This is a genomic window from Aeribacillus sp. FSL K6-1305 (assembly GCF_038050115.1).
GTDB classification, from domain to species: Bacteria; Bacillota; Bacilli; order Bacillales; family Aeribacillaceae; genus Aeribacillus; species Aeribacillus composti.
The window spans coordinates 1,920,001-1,933,247 of sequence record NZ_JBBOQV010000001.1; the positions used below are offsets into that span (position 1 = coordinate 1,920,001).

Here is a 13,247-nt window from a genome sequence, read left to right on the forward strand (position 1 = left end):
CTCTTCAGACTCGCTTTCGCTGCGGCTCCGCCTTTCGGCTTAACCTTGCACGAAATCGCAACTCGCCGGTTCATTCTACAAAAGGCACGCCATCACCCGTTAATGGGCTCTGACTACTTGTAGGCACACGGTTTCAGGTTCTCTTTCACTCCCCTCCCGGGGTGCTTTTCACCTTTCCCTCACGGTACTGGTTCACTATCGGTCACTAGGGAGTATTTAGCCTTGGGAGATGGTCCTCCCTGCTTCCGACGGGATTTCACGTGTCCCGCCGTACTCAGGATCCACTCGGGAGGGAACGGAGTTTCGACTACAGGGTTGTTACCTTCTCTGACGGGCCTTTCCAGACCTCTTCGTCTACCCCGTTCCTTTGTCACTCCTTAATCGAGTGTCCTACAACCCCAAGAGGCACGCCTCTTGGTTTGGGCTGTTCCCGTTTCGCTCGCCGCTACTCAGGGAATCGCTGTTGCTTTCTCTTCCTCCGGGTACTTAGATGTTTCAGTTCCCCGGGTTGCCCTCCATACCCTATGGATTCAGGTATGGATACTGCCCCATTACGGACAGTGGGTTCCCCCATTCGGACATCTCCGGATCGACGCTTACTTACAGCTCCCCGAAGCATTTCGGTGTTTGTCCCGTCCTTCATCGGCTCCTAGTGCCAAGGCATCCACCGTGCGCCCTTTCTAACTTAACCGTTTCTTCCTAACATGAGCGATCTATTCGTGAATGTCTTTCCGTTATCCAGTTTTCAAAGAACAATCAAGAAGGATATGATCCTTCAAAACTAAACAAAACGGAAAAGCGCACCCTATTTCAATGTATATATCCTTAGAAAGGAGGTGATCCAGCCGCACCTTCCGATACGGCTACCTTGTTACGACTTCACCCCAATCATTTGTCCCACCTTCGGCGGCTGGCTCCCGTAAGGGTTACCCCACCGACTTCGGGTGTTACAAACTCTCGTGGTGTGACGGGCGGTGTGTACAAGACCCGGGAACGTATTCACCGCGGCATGCTGATCCGCGATTACTAGCGATTCCGGCTTCATGCAGGCGAGTTGCAGCCTGCAATCCGAACTGAGAGTGGTTTTTTGGGATTCGCTCCACCTCGCGGTTTCGCTGCCCTTTGTACCACCCATTGTAGCACGTGTGTAGCCCAGGTCATAAGGGGCATGATGATTTGACGTCATCCCCACCTTCCTCCGACTTTTAGCCGGCAGTCACCTTAGAGTGCCCAACTGAATGCTGGCAACTAAGGTCAAGGGTTGCGCTCGTTGCGGGACTTAACCCAACATCTCACGACACGAGCTGACGACAACCATGCACCACCTGTCACCCTGTCCCCGAAAGGGGAACGCCCTATCTCTAGGGTTGTCAGGGGATGTCAAGACCTGGTAAGGTTCTTCGCGTTGCTTCGAATTAAACCACATGCTCCACCGCTTGTGCGGGTCCCCGTCAATTCCTTTGAGTTTCAGCCTTGCGGCCGTACTCCCCAGGCGGAGTGCTTAATGCGTTTGCTGCAGCACTAAAGGGTGGATACCCTCTAACACTTAGCACTCATCGTTTACGGCGTGGACTACCAGGGTATCTAATCCTGTTCGCTCCCCACGCTTTCGCGCCTCAGCGTCAGTTACAGGCCAGAGAGCCGCCTTCGCCACTGGTGTTCCTCCACATCTCTACGCATTTCACCGCTACACGTGGAATTCCGCTCCCCTCTCCTGCACTCAAGTTCCCCAGTTTCCAATGGCCGCTCGCGGTTGAGCCGCGAGATTTCACATCAGACTTAAGGAACCGCCTGCGCGCGCTTTACGCCCAATAATTCCGGACAACGCTTGCCACCTACGTATTACCGCGGCTGCTGGCACGTAGTTAGCCGTGGCTTCCTCGTCAGGTACCGTCAAGGTACCGCCCTGTTCGAACGGTACTTGTTCTTCCCTGACAACAGAGCTTTACGATCCGAAGACCTTCTTCGCTCACGCGGCGTTGCTCCGTCAGACTTTCGTCCATTGCGGAAGATTCCCTACTGCTGCCTCCCGTAGGAGTCTGGGCCGTGTCTCAGTCCCAGTGTGGCCGGTCACCCTCTCAGGTCGGCTACGCATCGTCGCCTTGGTGAGCCGTTACCTCACCAACTAGCTAATGCGCCGCGGGCCCATCCTGCAGTGACAGCTAAAAGCCGCCTTTCAACCGAAAACCATGCGGTTTTCGGTGTTATCCGGTATTAGCTCCGGTTTCCCGAAGTTATCCCAGTCTGCAGGGCAGGTTGCCCACGTGTTACTCACCCGTCCGCCGCTAACCTAAAGGAGCAAGCTCCCTTCGGTCCGCTCGACTTGCATGTATTAGGCACGCCGCCAGCGTTCGTCCTGAGCCAGGATCAAACTCTCCAAAAAAAGTTTGTTACCAAATGCTCTTTTAGAATCAACAGGCACGCTTTTCGTTTTGTTCAGTTTTCAAAGATCATTTCCGATCAGGTTTTTTATTCTAGCAGATAAATGAAGTTATGTCAACAATCGGAATAAAATTTTTAAACTTACATTTATAGATTATTTTGCTGTTTCGAAGATTATTCATCTTTTCAACAGCGACGCTTTATAATATATCATCATGAAATTTTAGTGTCAACACTTTTTTTTAAAAAAAATCAATAAAAACTGCCAACGCCTGTTCCTTTGATTCTAAACAACTGAATCCGCTCGATTAAATATTCCAGCAGCACACTTAATCCGCAAAATACAGTCTGACTTTAAGATGTTCAAATAACTCGGAAAAACATTTTTTGAGCCGCACAGAAATCAGCTATTGAACGGATTAGACAGCCAAACGCAATATAAAAATAATTTGAAACGTTTTTATACTGCCCTTTATCATATTCAATTAATTCAATTATTTATACAGCTTGGTTTACTTGAGCACATATAGCAACCAGAAACCGATCACTTCCGGTCTTTACAAGTGATGCAGTGCAGCAACAATATGATTATATGCTTCAAAGATATCGTTTTGCATCAACAATGCTTTTCCTTTAGCCAACACTGTCTAATTAATTTTGCAAATTCAACTGAATTTTTCCACTTTCTCTCTTCTGGTTGAGTTCCTGATTATCTTCGACGATGGTAACTTTTCCGCCCCGAAATGGTAATGTATTTTAACGCTCGATTCAGATCGGAAAGATACTCGTTCCAGTCAAACAATATTTTTCCATTATTTAAACATCAGTCGATAATTCTCCGGCTACTGCCTAAAAAATTTGTTGCTATATTGAGTGCTGCCTTTTCATTAAGTAATCCATAATATTTTATAATCAAAGGTTTATCGGAGGTTTGTATAAACAACAGCAGCAAAGCAAAGGCCAAATAATCGGATTGCAGAGAAGCAGCATTCTTTTTCTATTAACCTGAATCCGTGATGAATTGAAATCGACTTTGATTTTGTTGTAATTTTGATGGATTGATAATCCATAAAACCCCTTTTATGCTTATGACCTATGTCATCTCTATTTCCGAAAATGGAACAAATCTCTTTTTTAGGTATACGAACCAAAAAAATAGACAAAAAAGCACAGGGAGTGACGTTGGACATCAGTGCCCGAACATTCGTTCGTTATCTTGCCTCTCTCCATTTCTGATAGACGTTCAGTAGGGGCTCGCTATAGCCACTCCTTCGCGTCAGTTTCATCCAGATCTGTCGTGATCGACGGACGAGTCGCCCTGCCATCGTGATCACCGTCTGAATAATCGTCTTGATGCGGCGGCGTTTCACTTTGTGGTGCAACGGATGTCTCGGATCGCTTAATAGATCTTGTCCAATCAGACGAAGAAGATTGTAAACGAAGGCTCCCATGACCAACACGAGCGCATTCGTTTTCATCTTCCCAGATGGAAGCCGCTCTAAATCTAAGTCGCTCTTCAGTTCGCTATGAAACTGTTCGCATGTCGCATGGTCATGATACAACGCGAGCACATCGCTCATTCGAACATGCTCGTATCCTTTGAGCCGCACCCAATAGCTTTCCACTTCATAATCAGGAACGAGCATCAGCTGTCCATTGCGTTCCATCGTCCGTTCCGTCACTTGGGTGACTTGAACGTACGTATACGTGTTCCCATCGATCGCTGCCTTCTGTGGAAGGCATAGCTCATAGGTTTGTACTCCTTCGCTTTGTCCATCATCGACACGTTTGCCCTTTTGCGAAGCGATCTGGAACCAAAGCGCTGTCGATTCTCGGCGTAAGTTTCGCTTGATGACAAAGTCCACGTCTTCCTTTAGGCATACGTGCACATTCGCTTCTGCATCGTTTCCTGCATCCATGCGAACAAGCAGACGAGATGAAGTCAGTTGACGAGCTCGACGGATAGCGGTGACTAAAAACGAGGGCATGTTGTCTTGCACATGTTGTTTCCCTGGACGCAACTCGGCATGAACGAGATACCCTTCCTTCCCTGCATACGCAAACAACGGTGTAAAACCGTCAAATCCTTTATACGTTCGACTGACTCCTTCTTTTTTCGTATCGGAGTTGTCAAATGGGGAACCATCTATATCAAGGGGAAGCCATGTCGTCTTTCCTTTGGTCCAACAAGGGGACAAAGTGGCATGTCGTTGAATCAACAGACGTATGGACTCCTCCCAAAGAATCGTTTCGGTCATCGGAAGACAAGCGAGCTGATCGAGTCGTTGTCGCAAGGTTGGAGAGGAAGGCACGTGCTGAATCCCCATCGATGCCGAAAAGATATCGTCCTGACGATACGCTTCGATATGATCGAAATCCGTTTTTCCTGTGGCAAGCAAGCCAATCATCGAGCGAATGACATCGCTATGGGAAATGTGCACTTCTCGACGAACCGTTGGAAGCCGAAGTGCGTTTACCCGTTTATCCAGTTTCGTTCGATGGAGTAAGTAGCCAACGAGAGCAAGCCCAGCACTTGGGGTAATCGCTTCATCTGTCAATACAAACCGAATCGGGAAATCTTTCATCACATCACCTACTTGATGAAGAATCGTCAACGTCGTTTTCCCTTATCGTATCAACGGTTTGCGACCATTGTAAAGATGTTTTGTCACGGATTCAGGTATTAAATAATACAGCTAATGTATCTGGATGGCGAGTCCTTTCTTTAAGTGTATATAGATTCGCTGCAAATCATTTATTCATCCGCTGTCTGAATAAAACACATTAAACAAAAGCTTCTATAAATAAAAAAAGAAATACTGTTAGCAATTGGCCGTTCTGTGACGAAAAAAAAGTGAAAATATGCTATAGTAGTGTTCAGGAGGTTTGTACAATGGCTAAAAAATATACAAGCAAAATAAATAAAATCCGCACTTTTGCCTTAAGTTTAGTATTTGTTGGTTTTATCATTATGTACATAGGCATCTTTTTCAGAGAACATGTATGGGTCATGACCATTTTCATGCTGCTTGGTTTATTATCCATCATCGGAAGTACTGTCGTCTATTTCTGGATCGGGATGCTATCGACGAGAGCTGTTCAAGTTGTATGTCCTTCATGCGGGAAAGTGACAAAAATGCTCGGTCGTGTGGATATGTGCATGTATTGCAGAGAGCCTTTGACTCTTGATAAAGAGCTTGAAGGCAAAGAATTCGACGAAAAGTACAATCGTAAATCAAGGAAAAGAGAAAGCTGATAGTTTGTTTTCCTACCAGCTTTCTCAGTGCATATTTTTTTCTTTTTGCTGACATGCAGGGCATTTCCCGTATATTTCCATTCGGTGGTGGCTAACTTTAAAGTTCGTTACATGCTCTGCAAGATCCTCCACCTCGTCTAAACCTGGATAATGGAAATCAACGATTTTTCCGCATTCCTCGCAAATGACATGATAATGCTCCGTTGTCACAAAATCGAATCGACTAGATGCATCGCCATACGTTAATTCTTTTACCAGTCCAACTTCACGAAATACCCGAAGGTTGTTATAAACAGTTGCAACACTCATGTTTGGAAACTTACCTTCTAACGCTTTATATATATCATCAGCAGTTGGATGATTCATTGAATTAACTAAATACTCCAAAATCGCATGACGCTGCGGAGTGATGCGGACTCCCGTTTGTTTTAAAATTTCAAGAGCTTCCTTTAACGTATTGTCTGACATCGCCATGCACCTCATTTCTTGAAAACATTCTTATTTTGTATCATTATTACTTTATAATATTTATAATTAGTGTACATTGATTATAAGACTTTTGTCAATGGGAGCGTTTAATTTAGTAGAACATTTTATCTATCCATTGAAAAAATGCACCAATTTAAGAAAAAGATTTTCGCTTTTGCACGGGAAAAAGCGGGCACAAATGCCCGCCTTGACAACATAGGGTGAACAGAGCAAATCATTTGCTGTCATTCTTCTCTATTTTGAATAAATGTGAGAGCTTCTTCAACATGTCCTTTCACTTTTACTTTTCGCCATTCTTTCACTAATATTCCTTGTTTGTCTATAATAAAAGTAGATCGTTCGATTCCCATGTATTCTTTTCCAAAGTTTTTCTTTAATTTCCATACTCCGTATTGTTCCGCAACTTTATGATCTTCATCAACGAGAAGCAAAAAAGGGAGCCCGTGCTTCTCTTTAAATTTTTGATGTCGTTCCTGCGGATCAGGGCTTACTCCTAAAATGACGGCATCAAGCTCTTGAAAGCTTTCATATTTATCGCGAAAATCGCACGCTTCCGTTGTGCATCCCGGAGTCATATCTTTCGGGTAAAAATACAGCACTACATATTTTCCTTTAAAATCAGAAAGTTTTACTTTTTCTCCAGTGTCAGCAGTCAGCTCAAAATCTGGTGCAGGCTTTCCCACTTCAGCTGCCATATCTAATCCCTCCAGTTGTTCATTTTATCTTCAGCGTACCGAATTTCGCTTCATGTTACAACTATTGTTTCTTCTCAATATCAATCATTGTTTTGGCAACAACAACCGTAGGCAATATGTAGCCAATCATCGCCTGTACAATTGCAATCCACCTTCCAATGCCGAAAGGAGTGATATCCCCATAGCCTACAGAAAACAGCGTAACTGCACTAAAGTATAAGCAGGTGGTTAAATTTTCTAAATACGTCCCATAAAGAGGCCGCCCAGATTCAGCTAAAATCGGAAAGCCGTATTGAGTTAAAATTAAATAAATCACACCAAATCCTAACAAAAAAGAGGCATATACTAAAGCAATTAAATATACAGTTTCAAACGTAAGGAACGTACCTCTTTTCACAGCAGAAAACATCGTTCGAATGCTCATAACCAAACAGAACATTATCCCTGTTCCTACGACAATCGCCATAATTTCCCCCGAAAATTATTGTTTGTACATGTTATTCAGCCTTATTGAATTTTATCACTAGCTAAAGGAAACTTGTTCGTCAACCAAACTGATGTCAACAGCCTCTTTGAATTTTATCGCTTAACGAAAGGAAACTATGATCAGCTTCCTGCCCCTCGATATCGCTTCACTCCAATATTCCAAATAATAACCGACAAAATAAAAAACAGAAGGCCTATCACAGGAGTTAAAAAAGCGTAAATATACCAATCCGTTTTTCGTAAAAAATAGGAAGCCGGATAAACTCCCACAAAGGCAAACGGCAAAATCCACGTTAAAATAAAACGTATCACATCGTTGTAAATATTTACTGGATAGCGGCCGTAGTTTCCAATGTTATACATCATTGGCATAATCGATGTTTTTGCATCCGACCAAAACCCAATCGATGCAAGCGCAACAAAAATACTGCCGCAGACAAGGGTGCCGCCAAATACAAATAGAATAAAAATAAAAATGTCATACCAATGAAAAGTAAGATTCAGCCGGGCTGCTGCATACCCCATGACAACAAGCCCTGTAATAACGCCAAAAAGCGATTCAAGCTCCATTCTCTCCAATATCACCTGAAACAAACTGTGGATCGGTCTCGTTAAAATGCGATCCATTTCACCGTTTACAATATATCGTTCATTAAAATCCCAAATGTTAAAAAAGGTGCTGAATAAAGCATAAGGAACTAAGAAAAAGCCATAAATGAAAATAATTTCATCTCTTTGCCAGCCGCCAAGCGATTCTGTATGTCCAAATACGACGAGAATAAAAACTAAATTTACTGCCTGAAACAATAGATCAGACAATATCTCTACAATCATATCCGCTCTGTATTCCATCCTTGTTTTTAAATATTGAGCGATATATTGAAAAAACATTGACACATAAAACATCTTTTCACCCCCCTTGAATAATCATTTTTCTTTTCGCAACCGCCCACATAGCACAAATTGGAATGATCAATAAAATGGACCAAAACAATTGAAAAAGAATAGCGTCTGTAATTTCAGCCTCTTGGAATCCTTTTGTAAAGATCATGCTTGGAATATAACTGATTGCTTGAAAAGGCAAATATTCCATTATTTCTTGAGCCCAAACTGGGTAGAAGCTAATGGGGAGCAGCAGTCCGGAAAACAAGTCAATGACGACGCGTTTCGCTCTCATTAGTCCGTCGTTGTTAAATAAGAAAAAAGCTGAGATTCCTGTCAATAAATTAATTTCTGTATTAATAACAAAACTAAAAAATATGGAAATGGCAAAAAAAGACCACGCCTGCCAATCAAGCGGCAATTCGAGCGGAAAAATAAAGCTTACAATCACCATTCCAGGCATGGAAAAAAAGAAAAGGCGAAAAACGCCTTCTCCAAACGCCTGCATCGTTTTCATGCCAAGATAATTGTAGGGACGAATCAGCTCCACTGCCACTTTTCCTTCTCTAATTTCCATTGCGATTTCCCTGTCGATGTTGTTAAAATAAAATGCTCTTGCCATCCATGAAATTGCCACGTATGTCACCATTTGCGCTGCATCTAAACCTTGAATGCTTTCTTTTCCCCCATAAATGGCTGTCCATAAAAAGTAGTAAGCACCGATATTAATGCTGTATATGAGAATTCCAGAATAATAGTTTGTCCTGTAAGCGAGCATCATTAAAAAACGGATGCGGATCATTTCCAAATATTTAGACATTCATGATCACCTTTTCTAAGTTACTGTTCGCATCACCTTTTTCATAAATGTTGCGTATAATCTCCTCCGTTGATATTTCTTTAATGCTTAGATCCACGATAGTTTGAGCCTTCATGACGCGGCTAATGATTTCCGGCATTTCCTCATGATTCGCAATTTGCGCGATCCAAACATTGCTTTTATCTCCCTTCATCCATTGCACGTGAAAACCACTCGTTAATTGCAATAAAAGGGATTCATCAACAGAAGAGGCAAATTGAAATTCAATTTGCTTCCCTTTTCCCCAATTCCCGCGCAAATGGTCCAAAGAGCCGTCATATATAATCTTTCCTTCATCAAGCATTATGACGCGTTCACACAATGCTTCTATATCCGCAATATCATGTGTCGTCAGCAAAATCGTTGTTTTGTATTTGGCATTTATCTCTTTCAAAAATTCACGAATTTTCAGCTTGACTAAAACGTCCAAGCCGATCGTCGGCTCATCCAAAAATAAAAGAGGAGGATTATGAATTAATGCTGCGGCAAGCTCGCATCTCATCCGCTGCCCTAATGACAGCTTTCGCACCGGCTTATCTAACAAAGGGCCGATATCCAGCGTTTTAATGACATGATCCATATGTTCGTTATAATCTTGATCGGACACTTTATATACCTTTTTTAAAAGCCTGAATGACTCTTGAACAGCAATATCCCACCAAAGCTGTGAACGCTGTCCGAATACAACACCGATTGTCCGGACAAACTTTTCCCGTTCCTTATGAGGATTCATATTGTTCACCAGGACCTTCCCTGATGTCGGTGTTAAAATCCCTGTTAGCATTTTGATCGTTGTCGATTTTCCTGCGCCGTTTTCGCCTATATAACCCACCATTTCTCCCTGTTTCACTGTAAAGGAAATATCATTAACAGCTCTGTTAATTTTATAGTTTCTAGTGAATAAATCGCGAAAAGCCCCCTTTAATCCAGAGCGGCTTGAATAGCTCTTAAATTCTTTGCGCAAATTCTCTACTTCAATGACATTCATAGCTGTAACCTCCATCGATCAATCACAAACATTAGTTTACTCGAATTATTTGAAATTAACAATTTGCATGCACCTTTTTTCTTTTTTACGAAAAGTGCTAGAATAAACGAGGATGCTTGAATATTTTTGGCTGTACAGTTAAGTAAAAAAGAAGGTGAAACAATGAATTTTACAAAATCAGAACAGCTGCATAAAGAAGCGCTCGAACATATTGTAGGAGGGGTAAATAGCCCGTCCCGTTCTTATAAAGCTGTCGGCGGAGGAGCACCTGTTGTAATGGAGCGGGCGCAGGGTGCCTATTTTTGGGATGTTGATGGCAACAAATATATCGATTACTTAGCAGCATATGGCCCGATCATCACCGGCCATGCACACCCTCATATTACAAAAGCAATCAAGCACGCTGCCGAGACAGGCGTCCTATATGGAACACCGACGCCTCATGAAATCAAATTTGCAAAAATGTTAAAAGAAGCTATCCCTTCTCTAGAAAAGGTCCGCTTCGTCAATTCTGGAACAGAAGCAGTAATGACAACAATTCGAGTTGCCCGTGCATACACAGGAAGGGATAAAATCATTAAATTTGCCGGGTGCTACCATGGACATTCCGATTTGGTGCTTGTCGCAGCAGGATCAGGTCCATCGACCCTTGGAACGCCTGATTCCGCAGGGGTACCAAAAAGCATTGCTCAAGAAGTTATCACTGTACCTTTTAATGATGTGGAGGCGTTTGAACAAGCTATTCATAGATGGGGAAATGAAGTTGCAGCCGTTTTAGTTGAACCAATTGTCGGAAACTTTGGTATTGTGGAACCTAAGGAAGGATTTTTAGAAACAGTCAAACAGCTTACTCACAAAGCAGGCGCGCTGCTTATTTTTGACGAAGTTATTACAGCGTTTCGATTTATGTACGGCGGTGCCCAAAATCTGCTTCATGTAGAGCCTGATTTAACCGCACTTGGAAAAATTATCGGCGGAGGCCTTCCGATCGGAGCTTACGGCGGCCGTAAAGAAATTATGGAGCAGGTGGCGCCATTAGGACCGGCTTATCAGGCAGGGACGATGGCAGGAAACCCTGCATCGATCTTAGCAGGAATTGCTTGTTTGGAAGTGCTGAGCGAAGAAGGAGTTTATGACTATCTTGATAAGCTCGGCAGGATGCTTGAAGAAGGCATTTTAAACGCTGGAAGATCATATAATATACCGATCACCATCAACCGTTTAAAAGGTGCATTAACAGTATATTTTACACGCGAAAAGGTGACGAATTATGAGCAAGCCGAAAAAACAGACGGAGAAATGTTTGCTAAATTTTTTAAACTGATGCTTCATCAAGGCATTAATTTGGCGCCGTCTAAATATGAGGCCTGGTTTATTACAATCGCTCATACAGAAGAGGACATTAAAAAAACCATTTCGGCAGTCGAACAATCGTTTAAACAGCTTTCACATGACAAAAAATGAGTCTTACTAAAGCGCCTACTGCACAAGCAGGCAAAATGAAAAAGTAAATCTTTAAGCAGCCTGAGCCCGATATTTATGGACTCAGGTTGTTTATTTCTTTTGGAAACGATGGAGGTGATGTAAAACTGCCGCCTCTTCAGTTGTACGAAAAAAGTGCAAAAGTTCGCTCGATCACAACGTAACTATTTGGTCTGTCTATATTAAAGGATCATATCATATTACAAGAGTGTTAATTTTTTCCTTTCTCTTAAAATAACCTTGAATATTCGTGTTAAACAATGTATAGTCTGAATAGCTTACAACCTTTTTGATGAAAGGAAGGAAAAATTTTTATTCAACATGAAACTTGGAGCCCGTATCTTAAAAACAGGTATTGCAATTACACTGGCATTAATGCTGGCAGAGATGCTTCATTTTCCATCTCCAGCATTTGCAGGGATTGCAGCTATCTTTGCGATACAGCCGTCAATATATAGATCATATTTAACCGTCATTGAACAAGTTCAGGCAAATATAATCGGCGCTGTTGTCGCAGTTTTATTCGGGATTTCTTTCGGAATAAACCCGTTTATTATTGGTCTTACAGCAGTGATTACCATTGCTATTTGTTTAAAATTAAAGATTGAAAACACAATCGCAATTGCTTTAGTAACGGTTATTGCGATACTTGAAACAACAGGTGACGATTTTGTACAGTTTGCTACCATACGGTTTTTAACGATTTTACTTGGGGTTTTATCAGCTTTTTTTGTTAATTTGATATTTATGCCGCCAAAATACGAAACAAAGCTTTACCATAAAATCACCGAAATTTCCCATGAGATTATGAAATGGATTCGGATCAATATTCGAAATAAATCTGAGTTTGCCCCTCTTAAAGAGGAAATAGACAAAATCAAAGATCAGCTGATAAAACTTGATCATTTATTTTTGCTTTACAAAGAAGAGCGAACTTATTCTAAAGCGAAGGTATTGCCAAAATCAAGAAAACTTGTCCTGTATAGACAGATGATTATCACAACGAACAGGGCATTTTACACATTGCGCCAAATTCATTGCTTGGAAAACGAACTTCGGCAAATACCTAGAAAGCTCCATGAAATGCTTATATCAGAGCTTGACTTTTTATTAATTTTGCATGAGCAGGCGCTGTTAAAAATAACGAAAAAAATTAAAAACAATCACGATGAAGACCTGCTTCCTTATGACAAATTTAACCGAAAAGAATTCATTCAAGCGTTTTTGAAATTTGAAAAAGAAGCGGAAGATTCCGATTCGTTTTACCAAATACTATCTTTAGTCTCCGCCATCGTTGATTATCACGATCAATTGGAGCATTTAGATACATTGATTAACAGCTTTCAACATTTCCATAAAAAAGAAAATAAAATTCATGTGGAGGATGAAGAGTAAACAAGTTCATCTCCGTATATTACAGCCTTCAGAAGGCGATGAAAAAAGCAAAAAATTGTAAAAGACTACAGAATTTCATTCATGAATTCAGTAGTCTTTCATCTTTTTTAAGACAATCATTTCATTTATTTGAGAAGCTGAATGACCTCTCTTCTCTCAGAAAAGTATCGGTAGCTTTTCTGCCTTGGAAATAAATCTTATTTCATTTTTATCCGCTGCAAATGATAACTGGAATTTCATGGACGCAGCTTTGCGGATAAAGGCTGCGTTTTAATTTGTCTTCAAGATCCAACTGATCCCCGCCGAAATGCTGTTTCCAAACCGCTTCATCTT

10 protein-coding genes and 2 rRNA genes (1 of these 12 running past the window's edge) are annotated in these 13,247 nt (G+C 41.9%); 3 read left to right on the top strand and 9 right to left on the bottom strand.

Translation table 11 applies throughout. From position 1 onward, the window contains the following. From NST97_RS09295 to NST97_RS09305, 3 genes are all read right to left on the bottom strand, one after another. A 23S ribosomal RNA gene (locus NST97_RS09295) occupies positions 1–691 on the bottom strand; it reaches 2,241 nt to the left of the window's first position. Between the two features lie 138 nt (positions 692–829). Continuing rightward, positions 830–2,383: ribosomal RNA gene (locus tag NST97_RS09300) — 16S ribosomal RNA — on the bottom strand. The 16S and 23S rRNA genes sit together here, the layout of an rRNA operon. Before the next feature lie 1,210 nt (positions 2,384–3,593). Then, complete coding sequence (locus tag NST97_RS09305) at positions 3,594–4,967, bottom strand: IS1380-like element ISGsp2 family transposase (RefSeq protein ID WP_327847978.1); 1,374 nt, start codon at positions 4,965–4,967, stop codon at positions 3,594–3,596. A gap of 308 nt (positions 4,968–5,275) precedes the next feature. Between NST97_RS09305 and NST97_RS09310 the strand changes: the two genes are divergently transcribed. Continuing rightward, complete coding sequence (locus tag NST97_RS09310) at positions 5,276–5,638, top strand: YgzB family protein (RefSeq protein ID WP_063386249.1); 363 nt, start codon at positions 5,276–5,278, stop codon at positions 5,636–5,638. Between the two features lie 24 nt (positions 5,639–5,662). On the opposite strand, the gene perR is transcribed toward NST97_RS09310, so the two are convergent. The 6 genes from perR to NST97_RS09340 all read right to left on the bottom strand — a co-directional run bounded on the left by perR (position 5,663) and on the right by NST97_RS09340 (position 10,037). Next, positions 5,663–6,106, bottom strand: a complete 444-nt coding sequence (gene perR, locus NST97_RS09315) for a peroxide-responsive transcriptional repressor PerR (protein ID WP_186439264.1) — start codon at positions 6,104–6,106, stop codon at positions 5,663–5,665. A 245-nt stretch (positions 6,107–6,351) separates the two neighbouring features. Then, complete coding sequence (gene bcp, locus NST97_RS09320; protein WP_063386251.1) at positions 6,352–6,822, bottom strand: thioredoxin-dependent thiol peroxidase; 471 nt, start codon at positions 6,820–6,822, stop codon at positions 6,352–6,354. Positions 6,823–6,883: 61 nt separating this feature from the next. After that, positions 6,884–7,288: an ion channel gene (locus tag NST97_RS09325; RefSeq protein WP_063386252.1), complete on the bottom strand. Its 405-nt coding sequence runs from the start codon at positions 7,286–7,288 to the stop codon at positions 6,884–6,886. A gap of 140 nt (positions 7,289–7,428) precedes the next feature. Further along, positions 7,429–8,214 (bottom strand): ABC transporter permease, encoded by a 786-nt coding sequence (locus NST97_RS09330; protein ID WP_063386253.1) that lies wholly within the window; start codon positions 8,212–8,214, stop codon positions 7,429–7,431. A 4-nt stretch (positions 8,215–8,218) separates the two neighbouring features. Next, the gene (locus tag NST97_RS09335; protein WP_340808011.1) at positions 8,219–9,010 is read right to left on the bottom strand and encodes an ABC transporter permease; all 792 of its coding nucleotides are present in this window, start codon (positions 9,008–9,010) and stop codon (positions 8,219–8,221) included. After that, entirely contained in the window at positions 9,003–10,037 is a 1,035-nt protein-coding gene (locus NST97_RS09340) for an ABC transporter ATP-binding protein (protein WP_063386255.1), read from the bottom strand. Before NST97_RS09340 ends, NST97_RS09335 begins: the two co-directional genes overlap by 8 nt. A gap of 162 nt (positions 10,038–10,199) precedes the next feature. On the opposite strand from NST97_RS09340, the gene NST97_RS09345 reads away from it, so the two are divergent. Together NST97_RS09345 and NST97_RS09350 are read left to right on the top strand one after the other, a co-directional pair. Further along, positions 10,200–11,501: a glutamate-1-semialdehyde 2,1-aminomutase gene (locus NST97_RS09345; protein WP_130158649.1), complete on the top strand. Its 1,302-nt coding sequence runs from the start codon at positions 10,200–10,202 to the stop codon at positions 11,499–11,501. A 339-nt stretch (positions 11,502–11,840) separates the two neighbouring features. Further along, a complete protein-coding gene (locus NST97_RS09350) occupies positions 11,841–12,914 on the top strand; it encodes an FUSC family protein (protein ID WP_341343143.1) in 1,074 nt (357 codons plus the stop codon). Positions 12,915–13,247 lie beyond the last annotated feature (333 nt).

What these genes read in the sequence shown, in the direction of transcription:
- NST97_RS09305 (WP_327847978.1), bottom strand. Translation starts at nt 4,967, where the DNA reads ATGAAAGATTTCCCGATTCGGTTTGTATTGACAGATGAAGCGATTACC.
- NST97_RS09330 (WP_063386253.1), bottom strand. Translation starts at nt 8,214, where the DNA reads ATGTTTTATGTGTCAATGTTTTTTCAATATATCGCTCAATATTTAAAA.
- NST97_RS09325 (WP_063386252.1), bottom strand. Translation starts at nt 7,288, where the DNA reads ATGGCGATTGTCGTAGGAACAGGGATAATGTTCTGTTTGGTTATGAGC.
- NST97_RS09335 (WP_340808011.1), bottom strand. Translation starts at nt 9,010, where the DNA reads ATGTCTAAATATTTGGAAATGATCCGCATCCGTTTTTTAATGATGCTC.
- NST97_RS09310 (WP_063386249.1), top strand. Translation starts at nt 5,276, where the DNA reads ATGGCTAAAAAATATACAAGCAAAATAAATAAAATCCGCACTTTTGCC.
- bcp (WP_063386251.1), bottom strand. Translation starts at nt 6,822, where the DNA reads ATGGCAGCTGAAGTGGGAAAGCCTGCACCAGATTTTGAGCTGACTGCT.
- NST97_RS09340 (WP_063386255.1), bottom strand. Translation starts at nt 10,037, where the DNA reads ATGAATGTCATTGAAGTAGAGAATTTGCGCAAAGAATTTAAGAGCTAT.
- perR (WP_186439264.1), bottom strand. Translation starts at nt 6,106, where the DNA reads ATGTCAGACAATACGTTAAAGGAAGCTCTTGAAATTTTAAAACAAACG.
- NST97_RS09350 (WP_341343143.1), top strand. Translation starts at nt 11,841, where the DNA reads ATGAAACTTGGAGCCCGTATCTTAAAAACAGGTATTGCAATTACACTG.
- NST97_RS09345 (WP_130158649.1), top strand. Translation starts at nt 10,200, where the DNA reads ATGAATTTTACAAAATCAGAACAGCTGCATAAAGAAGCGCTCGAACAT.